A 22,287-nucleotide genomic window follows, 5' to 3' on the forward strand; every position below is an offset into this window, starting at 1 on the left:
GAGACGGTTCTCTTGGTCGAAAACCCATCTACCAGGGGCTTCACCACGTTGTCAGCCCAACTACCGGACCAAGGCGTCAGGTTGAAAAGGGCTCACTGGGTGGAGTTCCGCCCGGACGGGTTCTATCAGCACAAGCCGGATGCCGAGGGGCACTTGATCCCGTGGTGCAGGATCATGGATGGCATCTGGATCACCTGGGGCAAGCACTCCTGGAACACGAACAGCAGAGGCCTCTACACGCCGAGGGGGATGGTCGCCACCCGCGACGGCGGCTGGATGCACACGACACTGCGTCACCCGTACGAGGACCACCAGTTGCGCTTCGACCAGCACACGCGCCCGTACCGGGCGGTGGACGCACTCCGGTTGGAGTACCTGCTGCGGCAACTCACCACTGAGGGAAAGTTGCATCTCCTCAGTGACTCGCAATGGGTGGGTCGTGCCGCGACGTACCTGAGCGGCGGGAAGAACCGCTGGATTACCAGCCGTGCACTGCGGCGGGTGGCGGCGGAGGCCGTGGCAGCAGCCGGCCCCGGCAGCCCCTGACAGCCGCCACTGCAGTCGACACCGTGAGCGGACAACAGACAGCAAGACTGCCACTGCGGCCTGCTGCCTACGTTGCTCCGCCGGCGCCTCTGTCCTTTCGACAACTTCCCGACGACGCGGACAAACAGGGTGCTGCTCTCGACGACCGGCGACAGGCCATCACGCATCAGCACACCCTCTACAGTGCTACGACCCCCTGCAGGTCGTTCGTTGCCGCGATTCTTGACTGAGGAGCCTGGATTCTTCCTGCGCGTCCTTCGACCCACCCTCGATCACGCCATCCAGCCCTTCCTCACGCACCGCGGTCCGGAGATACGCGGTCCGGAGATCCGCAGGGCCGCCCTCCTCGGTGTGCATTCGTTGCTTACCTCATCAGAGCCAGCCAACCACGTCGAAGCTCTGCGCAAGGATGTCCTCTGTGGCGATCGGCGACGGGTCATCTGCTGAGTGAAAGGAAGGACGATCTTTTGCGACCGTGACTGGGTGTGCGGTCGCAGCCGTCGATGGGTATTCTTGAATAAGTAGGGGGCCATTGGCTGGTGGTGGGGTTGTGATTTCAGATGCCTCCCGAGTTTCCCCTACCTCTAGATTCTGTCGCCTGTCTCATGGCGAGAACGTCAGGTGCGACGGACCTCCGGGTAGGACTTGCAGACGGCCCGGTGATAGTCGACCATCCGGGGCTTTCCACATCAAAGATTGAATGGTCCAGTGCAAAGGATGTGGCCAACCGGGAGGCAGATGATGTCGCTGCCTTGCACGCCACCTCCGTCGCAGGCGTCCTGGTGGCTGGGCACCAATCAGGTGCCCTGGGGATGTGCCCGGGAATCACGCTCGTCACGCGCTCCGTCTTCGGTTCTCCAGCAGCGCGTTCTGCTGGTACAGCCACGTGGATGGAACTGACTGACGCACTCCTCGACCTCGCGAACTCCGGTGTACGCATCGTCAACATCAGCCTCTCTCTGGCAACGGGTACACACGAGGAAGTACGCGCCGTGCAGGATGCGCTGGACTACGTGGCCGCTCACGATGTGATCGTGGTGGCTGCGGCGGGCAACGAGGGGACCATCGGCAGCACGGTTGTCACCCGCCACCGGTCAGTTCTCCCAGTCGTTGCTTACGACCTCCAGGGTCGGCCCGGGCGAATGTCGAATATTGGACGGTCCATCGGACTACGGGGCGTCGGCGTGATGGCGGACGGACTGATGAGCCTGGGCGCATACGGGGGGCTCCGGCCATTCGGCGGGACCAGCGCGGCTGCTGCCGTCGTCACTGGTGCGATCGCCCTCATCCTGTCCGAGCTTCCGAAAACCTCACCTGAGGAATTGATCTCCGCGATGAAAGGAGTGCCGTCGCGTCGCACATCGGTCGTACCTCCGCTGATGAACGCCCGGATTGCATTTGAATCATTGCTCGCATCACGCAACGGACAGCAGCCTCAATCGCATTGATCAAGGAAGAAGGAATGAGCTCATGGAAGACCCCACGGTATCCGCGGCAACGTCGCCCACCGTCGCTTCCGACCCGTCAGTCGAGCGCGTGACGAGCAGTGGGATGGTCCCCTCTGCCGAGGTGTCCTCCCCTGGCGTAAGCCTTGCGTCACCAGTCGCCACCACCGGATCCCAGCAGCCGCACGACAAGGCGCCTTGCGGGTGCGGTGGCTGTGGTCGGGCGGTCCCCGCAGCTGACGGCCCCAGCCGTCCTTCGGAGCCGTACCCGCCGTTCGTGTATGCAGTGGGCCGGCTTGAGCCCCGCATTCCCAGCCTCGGAATAGAAAAGGAATTCGCCCAGGCCACCGGCCGCGCCGAGACGGTCAACTTGACGGATAGGCAGGCCCTGCACGCCGTCCTGTCGGACGCCCAGAGCCGCTATCTTGCCCGGCACCTGTGCTATGTGCTCGTCATCCAGGGGATCGATTCCTACATCCTGCGTCCACGTGATCCGTCAGACTACGACCTGCTCGTGGACGCGATCGGCCCGTCGCCGCAGGCAAGTGATCTCCACGTAGTAGTAGGCCTACGAGGCCCCATCGCCCCGCCCGACATCTGCAACGGTCTCATGCTTCCGCTGGTGGCGTTCGACCAGATATACGCCTTCGACACGGACTCCCTCGTCGCGCGTCTACCCAAACCAGAAGATCTTGACGAAGAGTCGTTCCGGTCAGCTTCCCGCGAGCTCTTCGACCGGGTGATGCAGATCACCGACAACGCGGGCTCGTCCGATGAGCACCGTGCCCTCAACTATTGCTCGGTCCGATACGCGCAGATCTACACCAATACCGCCCATGCCTTCGCCTCAGGGCGTTCCCTCACAGCCATTGAGACGCGGCCGTCGCGACTCAATGGCAGCAGGAGCATTCAAGACGTGGTGTTCTCCTATACCGACCGGTCAACCGACGTGACAGAGAAGTACTTCGTCCGTGTCGACGTTACGGAGGAATTTCCTTTCCTCGTCACGAAGCTGTCTCCGTACTACGACCGATAGCGAAAGGACGTCGGTTGCCATGCCAGCCCCGACGGCCACTGCACAGGCCTCTCTCTACCAGACGAACGGCGCATACCGATCTGCTCCCAACCTGCCACGTGATGGCCCTGATGTCACACTGGCCGACAGCTGCTACAACGACTGCATAGGTGACTGTCCCTACGAGTTCACGAGCTACGAATGCAAACAATTCTGCGAGCTGAAATGCGCTGACGGACCTCCTCCCTGTAACGGAGAATTGTGCATCTGGAACTTCGGGCAGCGCCGCTGCTGCCCCTACGGCACCACCTGCTGCTACGGCTACGAGTATCCATCAGCGCGCTCGGTCATCGGCTGCTGTCCGCCCGGGAGGGAGTGCTGCGGGGAGGGTAAATGTTGCGAGCCCGGCCATAAGTGTTGCGCTCCGAGCGGGTTCGGTCCGAACAAGTGTTGTCCGCCCGGCCAGGAGTGCTGCGATGGCGTGTGTTACACGCCAGGCGCAGGAATCTCGTGCACAGGCGGGGTCGTCTGTACTCCCGAGCGTGTCTGCGGCGAACGGTGTTGCTCCCCCGAGGAGAAATGCCTGGGCGGCAAGTGCTGCAGGCCAGGCGTCCCATGCGGTGGCGGACAATGCTGCGAGGGAGAGCAGTGCACGCCGAACGGAAGCTGCTGCCCCGCAGATCGGTACACACCAACGACAGGCTGCTGCCCTCAGGGTCAGGTTGCCTGCAGAGTAAAGGTGTGGCCTCCCCCTGGCATCGAAGGCGACCCCGAACCCTACATCGTGGAGCAATGCTGCCCGCCCGGTCATATCTGCCTGGAAGAGGCCTGCTGCCAACTCGGCGACTGCTGCAGGCAGAACACAGACTGCCCCCCGGGCAAGCACTGCGACAAGGGAAAATGCTGCCCCCAGGGGCAAAAGGCGAAATTCGACGACACTTCAGGAGCCATGCGCTGCGCCTAGACCCTCAACAGCCCACCGTCACGAGAGAAAGGAAGAAAAATGGCCACCCTCACACTCAACAAGATAAGGTGCCATCGCACCACCTCGGGACCCGGCGACGACGACGTCTACATAAAGGTGGACGGTATCAGGGTTTGGGGCGAAGCAGAGATGGGAGATGACGACTCGGAGGACATCGACGTGTCGCAGTCCTTCGGAACGAAAGTAAAGGTCTCCGTCTGGGATGCCGACGATGCGCCGAGTCCCGACGATTTCCTGGGGGCCTTCTGGGCCCATAAGAGCCAGGCAGGAACCGGGGAGCAGGCAGAAGTCCTGACCGGAGACGGATCGTACTACGACGTCTTCTATGAGGTCAGTTCGTGATCCATTGGGCGCGTGCCGCGCAGGGAGCACCCGACTGAGAAACGTCTCTTAATCCGAGATCAGCCCGCACGTTGCAGTGGCCCATCAGCCAGGAGACTCCCTGCGTGGCGGGAGTACGCCTGTCAGATTCCTTCCTGACGCGCAGGCAGGCGACGCCACAGAGTACTAAGTTATCCCCCTCTCGGCGACCACGCCGGTATCCGTTCACGATGGGTGGCCGGCACGAGGAGGTCGCTTGCCATGCTAGTGCCGACCGCCACGGCAGAGGCTTCTTTGTACTGTTCCAGCAACGTGTACCGGTCAGCACCCCGCAGGGTGCGTTCCGGCCGAAACATCACGCCGGCGGACAGTTGTTACAGCGACTGCATGCGGAACTGCCGTCTAGAGGGGTGGGATCGTTACGAATGCGCATCGATGTGCCGACAGCACTGCACCGGCCCTCCTCCCTGCTTGGGAGAACTTTGCCTTCACGGCCCTCAACGCCGCTGCTGCCCCTACGGGACCACCTGTTGCCAAGGCTACGAATATCCCTCCCTGCGCTCGGTCATCAACTGTTGTCAGCCTGGCGACACATGCTGTGAGGGCACGTGCTGCTCACCTGAACGTGCGTGCTGCCACGGCAAGTGCTGTCCGCCCGGCCAGGAGTGCTGCGGCGACGTGTGTTACACGCCAGGCGCAGGAATCTCGTGCACAGGCGGAGTGGTCTGTACTCCCGAGCGTGTCTGCGGCGAACGGTGTTGCTCCCCCGAGGAGAAATGCCTGGGCGGCAAGTGCTGCAGGCCAGGCGTCCCATGCGGTGGCGGACAATGCTGCGAGGGAGAGCAGTGCACGCCGAACGGAAGCTGCTGCCCCGCAGATCGGTACACACCAACGACAGGCTGCTGCCCTCAGGGTCAGGTTGCCTGCAGAGTAAAGGTGTGGCCTCCCCCTGGCATCGAAGGCGACCCCGAACCCTACATCGTGGAGCAATGCTGCCCGCCCGGCCATATCTGCCTGGAAGAGGCCTGCTGCCAACTCGGCGACTGCTGCAGGCAGAACACAGACTGCCCCCCCGGGCAAGCACTGCGACAAGGGAAAATGCTGCCCCCAGGGGCAAAAGGCGAAATTCGACGACACTTCAGGAGCCATGCGCTGCACCTAGACCCTCAGACAGCTCTTTGTGCAGGTAGGAACGGTTTACGTGACGGGGACGATCGGCCGAAGCAGGAGTGCGTACGAGGAGGTGGAGGATGTGGCTGATGACAGAGCTAGTCGACACGGAGCAAGTCATAAGCCGGTGCGGGTCCGACTGCCCGCATTCGTCGACGACGAGATCGGTCTGGGGGACGTAGTCAAAAAGGTCACCTATAGCGCGAGACTACGACCATGCAGCGGCTGTGAGCGACGCGCTGAAACACTCAACCGCTTGGTCACGTTCTCCGGCCGGAAGCAGACCCGTTGATGTCGGAACCACCATGCTCTCCCTCGCAGCACTGTCCGCCACCGCATGGGACGCCTGGCCTGCAGCACTTGCCGCCCAGGGCCATTCGGCCGCAGGCTCTGAACGCACCGTCGGACGTGCACGACCGCGCGACACCGCTGCACAGACCCCGTGCGGGCGTGGCTGACACTCCGCCGCACGTGCCGGTATTTCCCGCCGATTCGCCTTCCGCCGAGCAGTCACGCGGAGCCCGCTCCAACGTCTCAGTGCGGGAGGGTTCTCGAAGCGCAGACGGGAATGCATCCCGCGAGACGACGCTGCCCCGTCCAACAGCCACCTGCCACTGCTCCGTCCGGCAGGACGGGGCAGACCTCGCCTGATGCAGCACTAAGGGCTGTCCCGTAACTACCGTTCGTCGTCTGTGCCAGCGGACTCTTGGATGCGTCGCCTGGCGGTTCGAGCGGCGGCACGCGGCAGGCTGCTCAGCCTTGCGGCTCCTGCGGCTTGACGTCGAGCTCGCGCAGACTTTGGTCCTTGAGCTCGGTGCGGGCCTCCGTGCGGTGGCCACGGGCGATGTAGTCCCGCACGATCGCCTCGATCGCGTCCTGGGGCGAGCCGATCCCCGCCAGGACCATCACTTCCACTACGAGTTCGGCGTCGAGACTGATATTGACCTTGGCCACCGTGCCCCCTCATCGCGTCGCAGCCGCACTTTAGCTGCTCATCGTTCCGTAGCATGCGCTCAAGATTCGATCTCAGCGAGGCCCCGAGTGGGATGATCTTGCCGTGGCTGGTGTGATCACGGCGTCGGGGCCGTCCTGGATAGCCCCGTTCACTGGGCTGAGCCCGCGTCAGTTCGGCAGGCTGATCACCACGCTGCGGCGTGAGGGCGCGGACCCGGTCCGCAAGGGCCGGCCATGGAGCCTGCCGCTGGAGGACAGGGTTCTACTGGTCGCCGCGTACTGGCGCACGAACCTGACCTTGCGGCAGCTCGCCCCGCTGTTCGGCATCTCGAAGTCGGCCGCCGACCGCGTCGTCGACCACCTTGGGCCGTTGCTGGCGCTACAGCCCCGCAAACGGTTCCGCAGGGGACAGCGTGCTGATCGTGGACGGAACCCTCGTGCCTACGCGTGACCACACCGTCGCCGAGCAGTCGAAGAACTACCGGTATTCGACCAATCATCAGGTCGTCATCGACGCCGATACCCGGCTCGTCGTCGCTGTCGGCCGGCCCGTGCCCGGCAACCGCAACGACTGCAAGGCGTGGGAACTGTCCGGTGCGAAAGACGCCATCGGCAGGACGACAGTGATCGCGGACGGCGGCTACCGGGGCACAGGCCTGGTCATCCCGCACCGCCGCGAGCCCGGCCAGGCCGAACTCCCGGCCTGGAAGGAGGAGCACATCGCTTCCCACCGCAAGGTCCGCGCCCGTGTCGAGCACACATTCGCCCGAATGAAGACCTGGAAAATCCTGCGTGACTGCCGCCTCAAAGGCGACGGCGTCCATCACGCGATGCTCGGCATAGCTCGCCTGCACAACCTCACCGTGACCGGATGACCAAGACATGACGCTGGTCAACCGGCATGCCATAGATCATTTACGGGACAGCCCTAAGAAGGTGTAGCGGGTGTGGCTGAAAGTCTGGCCGTCGTGCCCGAAGCCGTACGCCGTGCCGGGTACCACCGCGAACAGCAGGTCGTTGCCCTTACGGATACTGTCGCCGAAGCCGTGGAAGATCCCCTCCGGGGAGGTGATGTGATCCCTGTACTGCGCCTCGAACGCGGCAATGACCTCGTCCTGCCGCGCGGGATCCGTCACCTGCTCGGCTGTGCCCTCGATCACGATGTCGAGGCCCTCGGAGAGTGAGTTGTGACCTGTGGTGAGTGCGCAGTGGGAATTACCGGCCAGGTTCTTCGCCTTCTGCTCTCCCGACCCGGTGCTGAAGTACAGCGCCCCTTCGTGCCAGGCGGCAATCAGCGGCGTGACGTGCAGTCGGCCATCCGGTCGCACCGTGGTGATCCAGAAGACCTCGGCGGTCCGCAGCCGGTGCTCGGCCTCGGCCCAGTCGGTGGCGGTGACGTCCTTCGCGCCCGGGCGCGGGTTGAGCGCGGAGCTGTAGCGAGCGTCGAGCTCGGTCCTGGGCTGTTTCGCGGTCATGCCGGACTCCTTTCGCCCTCCTCGTATCGGAACAACACAAGCAGGACACTCTGCTCGCGGAGTACGCAACCGCCATTCACCCGGTCGAGATCACCGTGCGCTGCTTGCATCTCCGGCCGGACGGCTCCCTGGGTGTCGGGGGCCGGAGTCGTTGATGCCGGAGACCGGTTCCCCGACAACGTTCCCGCATCCTGACCGAAAGCGGTGGGCGCGACCAGGATGCCCAGGACGAGAACGAATCACCACGCCGGTTTCCCCCTCCTCCGTTGACGTAGGGCGGCCCTGACCGCGCGTTGCCCGGCACGTCCGGCACGAGCGCGGTGGGCCCCCTCGCCGACAGCCGCCGCGCCAGCGGTACGAAGTTCGTCAGGGTGCAGTTCGCCCGGTCGGCAGCCCCGTCACCATGAGGGACGTCAAGTGGTCCATCCTGCTCCAGGCCACCAGCGGTCCTTCTGCGGGACGCCGGAAGGCACCACAGGTTGCGTGGATTCGGCAGGGCCACGGCGAGTGTTGCCAGCCCGGCGGTGTGATGATGTCGTGACGTCGCCTCAGGGCCGCCCTGGTCGCACGGGTGGGATACTGTGATATGAGCAACCAGGGAGGCGAAACGCCCTTTTGGTCCATTGCCGGCCGCATAGCCACCGTGGGTGGCATTTTGGCGTTGATCGGGGTGCCGTCACTCTTCGCACTGTTCGGCTGGTTCCACAACAGCAGTGACACTCCGGCCGCCGGAAGGACTCCGACGGCTGGTGCCGCAGTGGAGTCCGGGCCGCAGACGCCCACGCCCTTCATGTCGAGCACCGCTCCTCACGTGTCCCCGCCGGGAAGCCTCGCGATCAATCTGAGGGTGGAATCGGCCTATTGGGCGGGAAAGGGGAAGGTGTTCTCGTGCGAAGAGGTATCGGTCTTCTGTGTCGCTGTTGAGAACGCGGTCTACACTCCGGACGGAACGGAGCAGACGGGAGGCTGCCATCTGGCTTGGCAGCTCTACTCGGGACCTGAGCTGTTCGAGCAGGGCGTCATTCAATACTGTGGCGTAGACACCATATTCCTGGGCCGGAAACCAATGCTTCCCGGACCGTACCAATTGCGGGTTCAAGTTGATCTGGACGATGGCAGGAGCGCGTCAACGAAGTACGACTTCACCGCAACTCCACGGTCCCCGGAGTGACGCCTCTGCTCGGGGGCCTCTTCGATGAACACCCTCTTCCCGGCCAGGGCCGGCCCGTTGCCGTCACGCAGCAGCTTGCCGACGTCCGCCCAGGGCGGCACTCGCCCCATCGTTGCTCATCGCCATGACCTTGACGCGTCTCTCCCCCAGGAGAACGCGGGACTGCTAGCCTGCTCAGCGCTCAGTCACGGATCGCGCACCACCTACCGCGCAAGGAGTTCGGTGTCGTGAAGGTGAAGAGGTTGTCATTCAAGTTCGTCGCCGTCATCGCCGGAATGGTGTGTGCGTCGACCACGGCCCTGTCCGGTACCGCCTCGGCCGCCACGCAGTTCCCGTCCGGGAACGGGGACGGAATCAGGGTCGACTGGAGCGGCCAATGGGTGAACGTCCACCGCCTCGAAGACATCACCCTGCAACTGTGCGACGCGACGCCGGCCGACAAGAACCAGGCGACAGCGGTGCTTCAGGGTTATGTCAACGGAAAGATCCGGGTCGCGCCCTCGGTCTTCCGCGTACCGATCGGCGACAAGGCCTGTTACGAGTGGCGGAACGTGTTCCTCACCTACTTCCAGGACGGCGAGACGCTGGCATATGCCCGCGTCCAGATCTACGGGTCGCAGGCTCCGACGCAGAGCTGGTTCACCAGGTGGGTCATCAACCCGTTCTGGGGCGCGTGATCACCGCTCGCACGGCTCACCCATCGGAGGCACACATGCGCAGACGCACACTGGCGCTGATGATGAGCGGCGTCCTCGGCGCCGTCCTCATGACCGCGACCACGACCCAGGCGGCGACCCGCGTCGCGGAGTCTCCACAAGCCCCGTCCTGCCAGATCACCGCGTGGGGCCACGTGGTCCCCGTGGTCTGCCGTGACAACGCATACGTCAACGCGGACTGGACGGGTGACGGCATCAGGGACGAAGTCTTCTTCATCAGCCCGCCGAACAACTACGTCTACCGCATCTCGGCCGGCAGCAACGGTCCCGTTCGGGTGAGCGACGGGAAGGCCTGGGCCATGGTCGGTACGGAGAAGCGGCCCACCGGATATCACCGGGTCTACGCCGCCACCGCAGGGGGCACGGTGATCTACGCCCAGCAAGAGGACTCCGTCTGGACACCCTGGTTCGTGTACGAGCCCTGACCCGGCCGTTGCGGCGCGGGAGCACGGTGGCCGAGCCTGATCTCCGCTGCTGACTCTGCAGGGCACCCCGGCGACGCCGGCCGGTGTCGACCTCGGCCTCGCCGACCCACCTCCGTATCCTCTCAGCGGATGCTCACCTTCGCGGAGGTGTCATCTCACCGCGCCGTTGGTCAGTGGGACGGGCGTTCCAGCGAAGCAGCAGGGCAGCGGTCATCAGGCACAACACGGTGAATGTCGCGGGCACCAGGTCGTCCGTCATGTTTCCGCGCCACAGCCGCGCGTTGGTGAGCCGGGCGGTCGGCAGGTCCACAAGGAACAGTGCCAGGCCGGTCGGCCAGTAGCGCCGGCGGGACTTCTCCCTGATACCCGAGACGATCAGGACCACGGGGACGACGCCCATCAGCAGTGTCACCGAAGCGCGGTTCGGGCGGGGGTCGAAACTCTCGCTCCCTGGAATGAACAGCGCAACGGCGGTCAGGACGAGGCCCAGCACGATCCTGCCGGTTCCCGGCCGCTTTTCCCGTGCAGGGCCGGGGGCCGGTGCAGACGTCTGCACTCTTGCCGGTGTCGCTGGTACTGGTTTCGCCAGGGATATCGCCGGTGCCGGTGCTGGGTTCGGTGCCACCGCCGTGATGATGAGGCGGGCCGGGGCGTTGACCGCGGTCATGGTCCCGCCCAGGCCGTAGACGAACAGCGCTATGCCGTTCTCGGCGGCGTACTCGATCGCGGTGGCGGCGTAGCTGCTGCCGGTGAAGAACAACAGGTCCTTGTCCAATGCCTGGCCACGGGCCCCGAACAGGCGCTGAAGTTCGGGCCTGCCCACCGCAGACGCCTGGTACTTGACCTGTCCCAGCGCTCGCCGCGACCGTACGTCGACCCCGCCGTCGCTACCGCCTGGCTGGGCGCGGGCGTCCTCATACCCCCAGTAGCGCATCCAGGTCGCCGCATTGTGCTCGGCCTCCTGCCAGGACTGGATCTGGCGTCTGGCCGGAGGTTCCGGCTCCCTGACCATCTGGGTGGTTTCACGTGTCACGCCAGGAAGTATCGCCGATGCCACTCAGAGCTCACCGGCCGCCCGGACCTTCGGTCTCTGGCTGCGCGGACCCCTGCGGGCACATGCAGGAAACAAGGAACACCTCGGGCGCAGTGACCGCCTCGGCGGGCAGGGGCGCATAGGCCGGTTTCCGCGCCCGTCCGAACGAATACCAGACCTGCCCCTGAGCAGCCCGGACAGGACCGAGGTGTCCGGGACACCGACAAACCCTTGTGACGACGGTCCGACGACATGAGACTCCCCGCGGAAACGTCAGCCAGCGGAATCAGCAGGGGGAGACGCCATGAAGCCACTCAAGGCAGCAACGAACGTCGCTGCAGGAGCTGCGGCCTGCGCGCTCGTGTTCTTCGGATCGCAACCGGCCCACGCGGTCACCTACAGCGTGGCCGCGTACAGCGCGAACGGCGCTAGCCACGGCGAGGGCGTGTATCGCTACTCCCAGCCCGGTGGAGCGTGCGACTACGCCAGTTACCAGGCCAGCTTCAACGGGTCGATCGCGGACGTGAGGCGGTTCGACACGTATGGGGCGGCGCTCAAGGTGACGTACCAGCGATGCATCGCGAGGGCCTCAGGGAGCATGGGGTGGGAGTACCACGAAGAGATCATCGGCTACAACGGCCCGAGCGGGACATGGCCGGACCGGACCACGGTCAGCGAGACGTGGGGGGATGTCAAGGACGTGCACTTCTTCACCTGCAACTGGAACCCCTCCACCGGTGGCGTCGGCACCTGTGCCCGGATGACGAAACAATAAGCTCTTCCATGTGACCCCGGGCCAGGTGACGGGGAGTCCTACAGGTCTCCCGACCTGCCCGCACCCCGTCCTGGGCCCATCGAGTGGGCCCACTCGATGGGCCCAGGGTCGGACGACAAGACGTGAGAGGGAGAGATCGGGGCCGCTCCGTACGAGTGCCCGTCTCGTGCCGTAACACGGTGCATGCGGGCCGGTCATGCTCCGCTCGTCGGGACGGGCTCCTTTCGCATCTGACGCTGCCCGCCGCAACTCCCACCACGTCCTCGGACACACTGACCCGCGCCGTGCCCGGGGGTAACCAGGTCGCCCGCTACGCCCAGCCCGCACCGATCACGCGCTCGGCCGCACCCGCCGAGCCTGGCACCGCGCACAGCGCGCGTTGCCCGATGCCGACCCTCCCGTGACCGCCCGCGACACGAACCGGCCGGGCGCCTCGGAGGGGAACGGACACTCAGGACCGCCGCCTCATCCTGCGAACTCACGATTCCGGTCCGGCATCGGCTCCTGCCCGGAGACGCGAGAAGCCTTCATGTCCGGCGGCGCCGGGGAATCTCTACGGAGATTCATGTCGTTCCCCTTCGCAAGGCCCCTGGTGGGGCCTTGCGTATGTCCCTCCGTCATGCGCAAGATCCGTTCATGCTCAGGGGATTGATCAAGGGAGACAACGCCTTCGTCCCGACTGCGGCACTGCGCGTCGCCGTCCGGAACGGCGTCGACGTCGCGGCGCTGCTCGTGACGGAACAGGGCAGGGTCCGGGGGGACTCCGACATCGTGTTCGACGGCGCTCCGGCGCACCCGTCGGGCGCGGTACGGCTGTTCGCCGGCGAGGACGGCACGGTGTGGCTGGAGACAGGCCTCACCTCGGTCGAGGAGGAGATCACCCGCGTCCTCGTCGTCGCGTCGACGGAGGAGGGCGCGCTGCGGGACGTGCGCGGGCTGTCCGTGGAGGTCCTCGGGCCGGACGGCGCGACGGTCGTGGGGTACGAGGTGACCGACGCGGGCGGCGAGACGGCGATGGTCCTCGCGGAGCTGTACCGCCGGTCCGGCGGCTGGAAGTTCCGTGCGGTCGGCCAGGGGTACGTGGACGGGCTGACGGGCCTTGCGGTGGACCACGGGGTGGACGTGGCCGAGGATCCGCAGGAGGTCCCGGAACGGATCCCGGCGCCCGCCCCTCCCGCCCCGGCCGCCCCGGCCCAGGCGCCGCCCGCCGCCCCGGCCGAGCCCCCGGCTCAGGGCGTGCGCCTCACCCGGGATCAGATCCTGGACATGACCCCGGAGCAGATCCGGGCCCTGGCTCTGGCCCAGAAGCAGGCCAGGGCCGAGGCACCGGACCAGGCGCCCCCGACGGCGTCCTCCCCGCCCGTGCCGAAACCCGACCCGTCGGCCTGGACGTGCGGGCCCGTCTTCAGGCCGCGCACCGTCACCGGCCGGGACAACGACGTGCTCACCGTGAAGGATCTCCCGCACGGCCCCGTCATGGTCGAACTGACCCTGAAGGGCGACGGCTACACGGGTCTTTGGCCCCTCGACGACGCCAACGCGAAGGGGCGCTATCTCGTCAGCACCACGGAGAAGGACTTCCGGGGACGGGTGATCACCTCCGTCCCCGAGCACGGGCGGCTGCGCCTGCGGCTGGAGGCGAGCGGCTCCTGGCAGGTTCGGATTCTGCCGCTGGCGCAGGCCCGACGCCTGTCGAAGGACCGCCTGGAGAGCTGGGGCCCCGACGTCCTGCTGCACACCGGAGGTACGGCCGACGTCACCTTCCACTACAAGGGCGACAGCAATTTCATCGGCCACCTCTACAGACTGGCGGGGCACACGGACCCCACCGCGCTTCCGAAGCCCGGAGGGTCCGTCGTCAGCGAGATCGGCGCGCGCAGGGAGACCTTGCCACTGCCCGAGGGTCCGCTCCTCGTCTATCTGTCCGCGGCGGACGGCCCCTGGGACGCGCGGCTGAAGGACGTGCAGCCCCACAGCGGCGGTCAGGACGCCGACGGCCCGGCGAAGCTGCCCGATCCCCGCGGGGCACTGCGCTGGCTACGCCGAGCGAGGCGCTGAGCGGCGCTGATCGGACAGGCCCCACGGGGGCAGCGCCCGGACGCTGCCCCCTTCCGCCTCCGCGCGGGTTGAGGCCAGATCGGCCAGAGCGAAGGCCGATCCCGTCAGCCGGCGTCCCGATGGCACGAAGGAAGCCACTCGGCGTACCGACAATCACGCCCACCGAAGCTCGCAGCGACTGCAACGCTGGCCTGTGACAGGGACGATGGGCCCCTTGCCACTGGTGAGCAGGCCTTTCAGCGCACGCTCTGACACGGAATCCTCACACCCCCACTCCGCCCCACGCCCTCAGCTCGATGCTCGATGCTCGATGCTCGATGCTCGATGCTCGTCGCGAGGATGGTGTGGTGATCCGCTACGGCACCGAGATACAAGCCCTGTATCACCGCTCTTGCCTCCCCGCGCGCCGGTACCTGAAGCTCGGCGCAGCGGTACTTCGCATGCAGCACGAAGGGGTACGAGCCGTTCGTTCGGCACCTGGCCGTTGATGCGAGGGCTGTTACCGACGCCGAACTCACCATCCTCTTCGAAGGCAGCTGGCGCGGGCGGCGGACCGCGGCCCGGCTCGCCGCCGCATGCCGCCCGGTCCTCGACCGGGCTCATCGGACTCGGGTTCAGCCCGGTTCGCAGCGATCGAGTGCAGCACGAACCCGGTTGAGTCCCTCCACTCTCCAGTGGTCGCGGTCGGGCATGTGGTCGTTCCGGCGCCAGCGCCAGGCCGAGAACATCGCCCAGCTCAGGGCGCGGCACCGGTGAATCAGGTCGAGGTCGGCACCCGCATAGTGCTCTTCCACGTCGTCGGGGGCATGGGCGAGGTCGAATTCGATCGGCCCACGGCAGCACGTTGCGAGGTCTACGAAAAGCGGTCCTTTCTTCGTGTTCAGCAGGTTGCCCGGATGCGGCTCGCCGTGCAGCAGCTGATCGCCGGCCTTCCCGCTGCTGACTGCGGCGCTGAGGCCACTGAGCACGTTGATGAGGAATTCCCGGTCGGAATCGGACAGCGCAGGGGACTGCTCGCGGCCGGCCACCTCGCTCAACGCCCCAGCGACTCGATCGGTGAAATGCGGTGCGCCCAGATCGATCTGGCGCAGAGCGGCGTGGTGCCGCCTGAGTGCGTCTGCGTAGTCGGCCGGCGCGATCTGTGATCCCACAGGCTCGTAGTAGGTCCAGAGCGAGACGGCGAAGGCATCGCGCACATGGACTCGGGGCTCGACTCGAGGCTCAAGCTCGGCCACCGGAGCGTCGACGTCGGCGAGACGGCGAGCAACCTCTACTTCGAACTCAGAAGCGGCCAGATGTTCCGAAGGTGCGACCCGAGCCAGAACACCGCACGGGACCAGGCGCAGCACGACGCGGTCCGAGTCGTGAATGACGATCACGTCGTCGACATGAAAGCCCAGCTCCAAAGCGGTTGCCCGACCTGCCTCAACCGCGCGACGAAGTCCCAGCGGCTCCATGCCGTCCTCCCTCGTTGCCGGCCCGTGAAGGGACCGGGGTCGAGCGTAGTTGAGCGCATCGTCGGTCATGACCGGGTTTCGTCGGTCTGCTCGGTCACCGACGCCCACTTGCTGACGGAACCCGGCCACGGCAATGGGGCGCGTCCCCGGACGACGAGCCCGATCGAGTCGCCCCTTTCCTCGGTTCGGTCAGAGCGGTGGCGCGATCACCGGCGCTCACCTGGCGCCCCTGACCCGACGAGGAGGCCGCTGCTACCCGATCACACGTCGCGCGGTCAGTGGCAGTGACCGGACTCGGTCGAGGAGCCCGTGCCGGTGCCGGTGCCGGTGGTGCCCAGGTCATCGGAGTGGTCGGTGTCGACGCGCGGCCACTGTGCTGTGGGACGTCCACCCGGCCACTCCCGCAACGGCGGCCAGTCGGGAGCCCCGCCCAGAGTGCGCGTGGCCTGCCCGAGGCGCGGCCAGCCTGCCGGTGAGTCCTCCCAGTCCTCCTGACGCCCGAAGACCGTAAGGTCCATGAGCGCGTAGCTGTAGTCCACGACCTCGGCCCCGCGGCGCTTGGTCCAGTACGTCTCGAAGACACGGTCGCCGTCGCGCAGGTAGCACACCAGGTGGAACAGGCCGAGCTCCCGGCCGACCAGGAGCGACTCGAGTGACGGCTGGGCGGAGTACCACGGCATTTCCCAGCCCATGAAGGTGCGGTAGCGAAGGCTCTCCTCGTACGACGTCTGCGCGTCCCCGAAGCCGTAGGCCGTGTTCCGCCCCTGACAGAACACGGCGAAGGTGATGTCGCGCGAGTGCAGTTAGGCCAGCTCGCCCACGTGGCTCATCACCCAGGTGCAGCCTTCGCACTGCTCAGCGGCCGGCCGGCCGGGCCACCACATGAAGTAGTAGGCGATCATCTGACGTCGCCCTTCGAACGCGTCCAGGAGCGTCACGGGGCCCTCCGGCCCCAGCAACGGGCTGTCCGCGGCCACCTCGACCATCGGGAGCCTGCGGCGCGCCGCGGCGATCGCGTCGCCTTCGCGGGTGTGGGCCTTCTCCCTCGCCCGCAGGCCGTCCAACTGCTGCTCGAAGGTTGCGCGGTCGACGACCGGCGGTTGCGTCTTGCTCGGGTTCTCGGACATCAGCATCTCCTGGGATCGCGTCGTTACGACTGCCGGTCACTCCCCCACGTCGTGGTGTCCGGTCGGGAACGCCGACATGCACGTCCGACCTGGCTCCATCGTCTCCGAACATGCCGACGACCGGCGCGTTGCCCAGTGCTGTGCCGAGCCTGGTGGCGAGGGGACTGGGCGCCGTCACGGGGGCGAGGCCCGCTGCACGGGAGGAGAGCCCCCTGGCGCGTCGGCCATCCGCCTCGAGGAGATGACCGCCTACGCTCCCGCGGCACCCGCGTCGTCCCCGGTGACGTCCTCGGCTCCGGCACCTGCGGCAACGGCGGCTGCCTCGCGGAGCGGCGAGCGTACCCCACCGCCACTGAAGACCGGCGACTCCGTGACCCTCACCGTCGAGGGACTCGGCACGCTCACCAACACCGTCGTCACCGGCGCCGCACGCGGACAGGGCGCCGCCGAGGCCGAGGCCCATACCCGGGAGGGCGCCCGCGTCATCGCCACCGACGCCACCGAAGCGCCAGGCTGCCGGCGCCTGGACGTCACCCGCGAGCAGGAACGGGCCGAACTCGCCGCCGAGCTCCGCTCTCGCCGCCGCCCGCGACGAGCAGTTCCTGCACACCCGGGGCGCCGACCACTTCCCGCCCCGCGACGCACCCCTCCCCTCGGCCGCCTCGACAGCGTCAGCGACGCCGCTGCTCGGGTACACGGCCCTCTCCCCGCTCCGCGACGGCGGGACCTACATCGGCGTATGGCCCGGACCGGAACCGTGAATCGAGCCCCCGCCGACGACGTCCTCGACGAGCTCGTCACCGGCTATGACAGCGTGCGCTCGATTCTGGCTTCGACGAGTAGGGCGGGTCCACAACCGCTCGCGTGAACCCATCACAGCCGGGTAGTCCAGGGGGATGCCGGCCTCCCGGATCGGCCGCAGGTGATGACCACCGCCCGGCAGCGGAACCGGGACGGGTGGACGAAATCATCAGGAGACCAGCCAACGACGCCTGACCGTAGCTGCGCGCGGCCACCCGCTCCCCTGGGTCGTCCTGCTGTAACGCCAGGAGACGGGAGTCGGCACCGGTCCGCCTCGGGCCTGCCGGGCAGCGTCCGGGAGAGAGGGGCAACCAGGGCGTCAGGCACGGCTGGGACGGCCGGGCCCGCTCCTTGGTGGTTCGGCTGTTGGTTCAGCGCTCCCCTGCCTCAGTGCCTCAAGCCGGGTCTTCGGTGGAGTGCGAGTCGGTGAGGGTGAGCGCGCCGCCCGCCGCGATCAGACCGACGACCACGGCGAGCACGCTGTAGGTGATGCGCTCGCCGTGGAAGAAGGACTGCACGAGGCCGCTGCTCCAGACGCCCGCGGGCAGCCGGGTGGTGACCAGTGCGGCGATCAGGGTGCCGACGACTGCGGTGCCGACGCTGGTGCCGACCTCCTGGGCGGTGTCGTTGAGCGCAGTGCCGATCGAGGTGCGGTTGGCCGGCATGGCCTCCACCAGGGCGACGGCGCAGATGGTCATGACCGTGCGCAGCCCGATGGTCATCACGACCATGCAGACCGCGATGGCGGCGTATCCGTGGCCGACGCCCCAGGCGAGGCCGGCCAGCGCCACGGACAGGCAGACCGCGCCGACGAGGCAGGCGACGCGGTGTCCGAACCTCTTGGCGAGCCACTCCGAGAGCGGGGTCGCCGCGATCATGGTGACGATGAGCGGCAGGTTCGCCAGGCCGGCCCGCACGGGACTCCATCCGTAGGCGTACTGGAAGTGGAGGATCAGCCCGAACATCACACCGGCCATCGCGACGGACGTACCGATCTGCGCGAGGGCCGCGCCGCGCACGGTGCCGTTCGAGAAGATCGTGAGGTCCAGCATGGGGGCCTTGCCACGGCGCTCATGCCGTACGAACGTGAAGCCCGCGGCCACGGCGCCCAGGGACGAGGCGAGCGTGGCCCCGGAGAACCAGCCGTGTTCGACGCCGCTGGTCAGCGCGTAGCAGGCCAGGCCGATGGTGAGCACGCTCAGGACGGCGCCGGGCAGGTCGAGCTTGTCGCCGGTGAGGTCCTGGGGCCGGTCGGGCGCGACGCCGAGCCGAACACCGATGGCCGCGATCAGGGCGATCGGCGCGTTGACCAGCAGGAGCCACTGCCAGCTCACGTGGGCGAGCGCGGTGCCGCCGAGCAGCGGGCCGAGGAGGAACCCGGACATGCCGACGACGATCATGAGGGTCATCGCGCGCATCCGCAGCGCCTGGTCGTCGAACAGGCGGAAGACGAGCGAGTTGGTGATGGGGGCCATGGCCGCGGCCGCGATGCCGAGGCCGGCCCGCAAGGCGATGAGCTGCGTGGTGGAGCCGACGGCTATGACGGTCAGGCTCAACAGGCCGAAAGCGGCGAGGCCGACGAGCAGGACGCGTCGGCGCCCGAGGCGGTCGGCCAGGGAGCCCGCCGTGAGCAGCAGGCCGCCGAACGTCAGCGAGTAGGCGCCGGTGACCCATTGCAGGGCGGTCGTGCCGCCGCCGAGGTCGCGGCCGATGGTGGGGAGCGCGATCGAGAGCAGCGTGTTGTCGACCATCTCGACGAAGAAGGCCAGGCAGAGCGCGGCCAGCGGGATCCACGCCGCCCGCAGGGATCCGTAGGTCCGGGTCGAAACGGGCCCGGTGCCGGTAGTGGTGGCGGTCATGACCGGCCTCCTTTCTGAACGCCGAACGATGGCAAGCACGGAACGACGTTCGTTTATAGAACAATGTTCGATACTGGAACGTTGTTCTACCATAGAACCTCGTTCGATAGGAAGGCAACTGTGCTTGGATGGACGCCATGACACCGCCACCGCCCCGCGTACGCTCCGCCGCCGCCGAGAGGTCTCCCCGGGGGCGTCGACGCGCTTCGCACTCGATGGAGGCCGTCCTCGACGCAGCCGTGGCCGTGCTCGACGAGGCCGGTGGCTCCGCCCTGACGTTCCGCGCCCTCGCCGCCCGGCTCGGCACGGGCGTCGGGACGATCTACTGGTACGTCCAGAACAAGGACGAGCTCCTCGACCGGGCCACCGACCACGCGATCGGCGGGGTGCTGACCGCCGTGGAGGAGCGCCCGGACAGCGACGACCCCATCGCCGACCTCCGCGCGATGGCCGTCACGCTGTTCGACGCGATCGTGGACCGGCCATGGCTGTCGGCGTACTTCATGCGCAACACCGACGTCCAGGGCAACTCGCTGCGGCTGTACGAGCGACTCGGCCGGCAGACCCTGCGCCTCGACCTCACTCCGCGCCAGCGGTTCCACGCCGTCTCGGCGATCACGGGCGTCGTGGTCGGCACGGCCGCGGACCTGGGTGCGGAGATCCCCCAGGAGCTGCTCGACGGTGAGGTGGACCGCGAGGAGTACCTCGGCCGCTTCGCCGAGACCTGGCGGTCACTCGACGCCGAGGAGTTCCCGTTCGTACGGCAGATCGCCGACGAGTTCGCCGGACACGACGACCGGGAGCAGTTCCTAGCCGCCCTGGACCTGACACTGGCGGGCCTGCGCCTCCAAGCCGGAACCTGACCAATGCCCCTGAGCTCCTCCAGGGTCCAAGGCGGCCTCGGAGGAGCACTCGAGTGTTCCATGCGGCGGGGAGCTAGATCTGGGGAACGACACCGTCGCCCATGCCGCCCTCCGAGGCGGGAACGGAGGGACCGCCTGCTCGACCGCCGCCGGCCGCGCCGGACGTCGGCGGCCCGGCGTCCGTCCGTATCGAGGGCATCGGGGCCCGTGCCATCCCGGCGGCCCCTGAGGACGCCCGGTTCCTCGCACGGCGGACGCGCGGCACCAGGCCCCGGAGACGACGTCCGCGGCCGGGCGGAGTTCGCCGAGTGGGAGCACCCTCGCCCGGCCTCCGCGCCGGGCACCGTCTGCATGCTGCCGGAACGAGTCGGCGTGGTCGTCACCCGGACAACCGGGGCGGTGTTGTCGAGGGCCTCGGTCCGGCGGCTGCTGACCGGCCGGCCCGGACGGAGCCCGCAAGGCCCGAGCGGCGGGCGGTCGAGCGGGACCGATCAGAGGTCGCCCGCCGGATCGCGCACGAGTGGCCGCGCAGCAGAGGAAGGCACCCACCGCATCAACGACGACCCCCGACCTCCACGGTGGCGCCGCGCCGTCCCGCAATCCGTCGTCGGGCGCTCACGGGGTGAACTGCTCGCGGATCAGGCCGTGGGCGAGCCGTACCGTGGCGAGCAGGTCCTCGCGGGGCACGCCGAGCCGGGCGCGTACGGACAGTCCGTGCCAGATGGACTGGACGAGTCCGGTGAGGGCCGCCGGGTCGGTGTCCTCGGCCAGGTCGCCGTCCCGGATCGCGCGGTCGACGCGCTCCCGCAGGGTCCGTTCGTTCGAGGTCTGGAGTTCGGCGAAGTAGTCGCTCGCGTCGAGCGTGCTCGTGCTGTCCGTCATCACGGCGCTGCTGAGGAGGCAGCCCGGATGGGTGTCGCTCGGCCGGCTGAACTCGTCGACCGACTCGACGAGGACGCGCTCGACGACGGCGTGGACGTCCCCTTCCTCGACGGCCCGCGCGTAGATCTCGCGATAGCGCTCGGCGTAAGTTCGCACGGCCTCCTCGAACAGCCCGGCCTTGCTGCCGAACGCGGCGTAGAGGCTCGATGTCGACAGGCCGACAGCGGCGGTCAGGGCGCGCGTCGAGGTGCCCGAATAGCCGCCTCGCCAGAACAGACGGGCGGACTCGAGGATCACGTGGTCCCTGTCGAAGGCACGGGGGCGCCCCCGCTGTCGTCGTTCCACCCTTGCATTGTAGAGCGCTTGCTCCAATAATGGATTTATGGAGCAAGCGATTCAGAAAAGAGTGCCGGTCGGCGGTGGCAGCTGGGTCACGGTCGACGTGCACGGCGACCCCGGCGCACCGGGCCTCGTCGTCCTCCCGGGCGTCATGAGCGACGCGCACGCGTGGCGTCACGTCGCCTCGGCCCTCAGCACCTGGCCCTCCGTCTTGGTCGTCAACCGCCGTGGGCGCGCGCCCTCGGGGCCGCTGACCGACAGCTACTCGCTGCGGACGGAGGTCGAGGACCTGGGCGCCGTCCTCGACGTCTTCCCCGGCACGTCGGCGGTCTTCGGCTGGAGCTACGGGGGACTGATCGCGCTGCTCGCCGCCGACGAGCGCCCCCTGCGCAGGCTGATCGCCTATGAGCCCGTGATGCGCCCCTTCGGCCGGCACGCCCTGCCCGACCTCAAGGCCGCGCGGGAGAACGAGGACTGGGACGCGACCGTCGACATCGTCAACCGGAAGATCACCGGCCTGGACCCGGCACGGGTGGAGGCCCTGCGGGCGGACCGCGAGGTGTGGGAGACCCTGCGCCGCCTGAGCGCGCCACTGTACGACGAGACGCTGGCCGTGAACGAACCACTGCCGGACGTCCTGGCCCGGCGGGCGGACCACGTCGATCTGATCATCGGCGGCGCGAACCGGGGCACCGCTCCCTACGGAACGGCCTTCGACGACGTCCGCCGGCGTGTCCCCGCCGCCACGGTCCACGAACTGCCCGGCCAGGGCCACCTAGGTTCTGTCCGGCGGATCATGTGACCTTCTGACTGGTCGCTCGTTGGTTCGGTCATGGGTCGGGGGGATCTGACGAATCGCGAGTGGTCGTT

17 protein-coding genes and 5 pseudogenes are annotated in these 22,287 nt (G+C 67.5%); 14 read left to right on the forward strand and 8 right to left on the reverse strand.

Features of this window, described 5'->3' with window-relative positions:
• The first annotated feature begins 48 nt into the window (after positions 1 to 48).
• The 4 genes from AB0E77_RS33095 to AB0E77_RS33110 all read left to right on the forward strand — a co-directional run bounded on the left by AB0E77_RS33095 (position 49) and on the right by AB0E77_RS33110 (position 4,333).
• On the forward strand, positions 49 to 546 hold the full coding sequence (locus AB0E77_RS33095) for a hypothetical protein (RefSeq protein ID WP_361578399.1): 498 nt from the start codon (positions 49 to 51) through the stop codon (positions 544 to 546).
• 605 nt (positions 547 to 1,151) lie between these two features.
• The gene (locus AB0E77_RS33100; RefSeq protein WP_361578355.1) at positions 1,152 to 1,994 is read left to right on the forward strand and encodes a S8/S53 family peptidase; all 843 of its coding nucleotides are present in this window, start codon (positions 1,152 to 1,154) and stop codon (positions 1,992 to 1,994) included.
• A 274-nt stretch (positions 1,995 to 2,268) separates the two neighbouring features.
• On the forward strand, positions 2,269 to 3,027 hold the full coding sequence (locus tag AB0E77_RS33105) for a hypothetical protein (protein WP_361578358.1): 759 nt from the start codon (positions 2,269 to 2,271) through the stop codon (positions 3,025 to 3,027).
• Between the two features lie 982 nt (positions 3,028 to 4,009).
• On the forward strand, positions 4,010 to 4,333 hold the full coding sequence (locus AB0E77_RS33110) for a hypothetical protein (RefSeq protein WP_361578361.1): 324 nt from the start codon (positions 4,010 to 4,012) through the stop codon (positions 4,331 to 4,333).
• A 1,902-nt stretch (positions 4,334 to 6,235) separates the two neighbouring features.
• Here AB0E77_RS33110 and AB0E77_RS33115 read toward each other — a convergent pair.
• Positions 6,236 to 6,436 carry a DUF2191 domain-containing protein gene (locus tag AB0E77_RS33115; protein ID WP_356935954.1) on the reverse strand — a complete coding sequence of 67 codons (201 nt, stop codon included), beginning with the start codon at positions 6,434 to 6,436 and terminating at the stop codon, positions 6,236 to 6,238.
• Positions 6,437 to 6,539: 103 nt separating this feature from the next.
• On the opposite strand from AB0E77_RS33115, the pseudogene AB0E77_RS33120 reads away from it, so the two are divergent.
• Positions 6,540 to 7,311, forward strand: a pseudogene (locus tag AB0E77_RS33120) (transposase).
• Between the two features lie 36 nt (positions 7,312 to 7,347).
• On the opposite strand, the gene AB0E77_RS33125 reads toward AB0E77_RS33120, so the two are convergent.
• Positions 7,348 to 7,911, reverse strand: a complete 564-nt coding sequence (locus AB0E77_RS33125) for a pyridoxamine 5'-phosphate oxidase family protein (protein WP_361578363.1) — start codon at positions 7,909 to 7,911, stop codon at positions 7,348 to 7,350.
• A 586-nt stretch (positions 7,912 to 8,497) separates the two neighbouring features.
• On the opposite strand from AB0E77_RS33125, the gene AB0E77_RS33130 reads away from it, so the two are divergent.
• The 3 genes from AB0E77_RS33130 (at position 8,498) to AB0E77_RS33140 (ending at position 10,223) form a co-directional block, all read left to right on the forward strand.
• Complete coding sequence (locus AB0E77_RS33130; RefSeq protein ID WP_361578366.1) at positions 8,498 to 9,082, forward strand: hypothetical protein; 585 nt, start codon at positions 8,498 to 8,500, stop codon at positions 9,080 to 9,082.
• Positions 9,083 to 9,324: 242 nt separating this feature from the next.
• Positions 9,325 to 9,759: a hypothetical protein gene (locus AB0E77_RS33135; protein ID WP_361578369.1), complete on the forward strand. Its 435-nt coding sequence runs from the start codon at positions 9,325 to 9,327 to the stop codon at positions 9,757 to 9,759.
• A 35-nt stretch (positions 9,760 to 9,794) separates the two neighbouring features.
• Positions 9,795 to 10,223: a hypothetical protein gene (locus AB0E77_RS33140; protein WP_361578372.1), complete on the forward strand. Its 429-nt coding sequence runs from the start codon at positions 9,795 to 9,797 to the stop codon at positions 10,221 to 10,223.
• A gap of 133 nt (positions 10,224 to 10,356) precedes the next feature.
• Here AB0E77_RS33140 and AB0E77_RS33145 read toward each other — a convergent pair whose 3' ends face one another.
• Positions 10,357 to 11,256, reverse strand: coding sequence for a restriction endonuclease (locus tag AB0E77_RS33145; protein ID WP_361578375.1), 900 nt, complete (start codon positions 11,254 to 11,256; stop codon positions 10,357 to 10,359).
• Between the two features lie 304 nt (positions 11,257 to 11,560).
• Here AB0E77_RS33145 and AB0E77_RS33150 point away from each other — a divergent pair, with 304 nt between their 5' ends.
• The 3 genes and pseudogenes from AB0E77_RS33150 to AB0E77_RS33160 form a co-directional block, all read left to right on the forward strand.
• Entirely contained in the window at positions 11,561 to 12,031 is a 471-nt protein-coding gene (locus AB0E77_RS33150; RefSeq protein WP_361578378.1) for a hypothetical protein, read from the forward strand.
• Between the two features lie 636 nt (positions 12,032 to 12,667).
• Positions 12,668 to 14,089: a TerD family protein gene (locus AB0E77_RS33155; protein ID WP_361578381.1), complete on the forward strand. Its 1,422-nt coding sequence runs from the start codon at positions 12,668 to 12,670 to the stop codon at positions 14,087 to 14,089.
• 477 nt (positions 14,090 to 14,566) lie between these two features.
• Positions 14,567 to 14,611: pseudogene (locus AB0E77_RS33160) on the forward strand (hypothetical protein); the annotation flags it as partial.
• A 92-nt stretch (positions 14,612 to 14,703) separates the two neighbouring features.
• Here the strand turns inward: AB0E77_RS33160 and AB0E77_RS33165 are convergent.
• Together AB0E77_RS33165 and AB0E77_RS33170 are read right to left on the reverse strand one after the other, a co-directional pair.
• Positions 14,704 to 15,546 carry a phosphotransferase gene (locus AB0E77_RS33165; RefSeq protein WP_361578384.1) on the reverse strand — a complete coding sequence of 281 codons (843 nt, stop codon included), beginning with the start codon at positions 15,544 to 15,546 and terminating at the stop codon, positions 14,704 to 14,706.
• 275 nt (positions 15,547 to 15,821) lie between these two features.
• Positions 15,822 to 16,673, reverse strand: a pseudogene (locus AB0E77_RS33170) (DUF899 family protein).
• A gap of 235 nt (positions 16,674 to 16,908) precedes the next feature.
• On the opposite strand from AB0E77_RS33170, the pseudogene AB0E77_RS33175 reads away from it, so the two are divergent.
• Positions 16,909 to 17,103 (forward strand): annotated as a pseudogene (locus tag AB0E77_RS33175) (fumarylacetoacetate hydrolase family protein); the annotation flags it as partial.
• 417 nt (positions 17,104 to 17,520) lie between these two features.
• Here the strand turns inward: AB0E77_RS33175 and AB0E77_RS33180 are convergent.
• Both AB0E77_RS33180 and AB0E77_RS33185 read right to left on the reverse strand, forming a co-directional pair.
• Positions 17,521 to 17,765 (reverse strand): annotated as a pseudogene (locus AB0E77_RS33180) (hypothetical protein); the annotation flags it as partial.
• A 104-nt stretch (positions 17,766 to 17,869) separates the two neighbouring features.
• Positions 17,870 to 19,333, reverse strand: a complete 1,464-nt coding sequence (locus tag AB0E77_RS33185; protein WP_361578387.1) for an MFS transporter — start codon at positions 19,331 to 19,333, stop codon at positions 17,870 to 17,872.
• Between the two features lie 215 nt (positions 19,334 to 19,548).
• Here AB0E77_RS33185 and AB0E77_RS33190 point away from each other — a divergent pair, with 215 nt between their 5' ends.
• Positions 19,549 to 20,196, forward strand: a complete 648-nt coding sequence (locus AB0E77_RS33190) for a helix-turn-helix domain-containing protein (RefSeq protein ID WP_361578390.1) — start codon at positions 19,549 to 19,551, stop codon at positions 20,194 to 20,196.
• A 615-nt stretch (positions 20,197 to 20,811) separates the two neighbouring features.
• On the opposite strand, the gene AB0E77_RS33195 is transcribed toward AB0E77_RS33190, so the two are convergent.
• Complete coding sequence (locus tag AB0E77_RS33195) at positions 20,812 to 21,423, reverse strand: TetR/AcrR family transcriptional regulator (RefSeq protein WP_361578393.1); 612 nt, start codon at positions 21,421 to 21,423, stop codon at positions 20,812 to 20,814.
• Positions 21,424 to 21,460: 37 nt separating this feature from the next.
• On the opposite strand from AB0E77_RS33195, the gene AB0E77_RS33200 reads away from it, so the two are divergent.
• Entirely contained in the window at positions 21,461 to 22,219 is a 759-nt protein-coding gene (locus tag AB0E77_RS33200) for an alpha/beta hydrolase (protein WP_361578396.1), read from the forward strand.
• Positions 22,220 to 22,287 lie beyond the last annotated feature (68 nt).

The sequence above is a fragment of the Streptomyces sp. NPDC032940 genome (assembly GCF_040636935.1).
Taxonomy (GTDB): domain Bacteria; phylum Actinomycetota; class Actinomycetes; order Streptomycetales; family Streptomycetaceae; genus Streptomyces.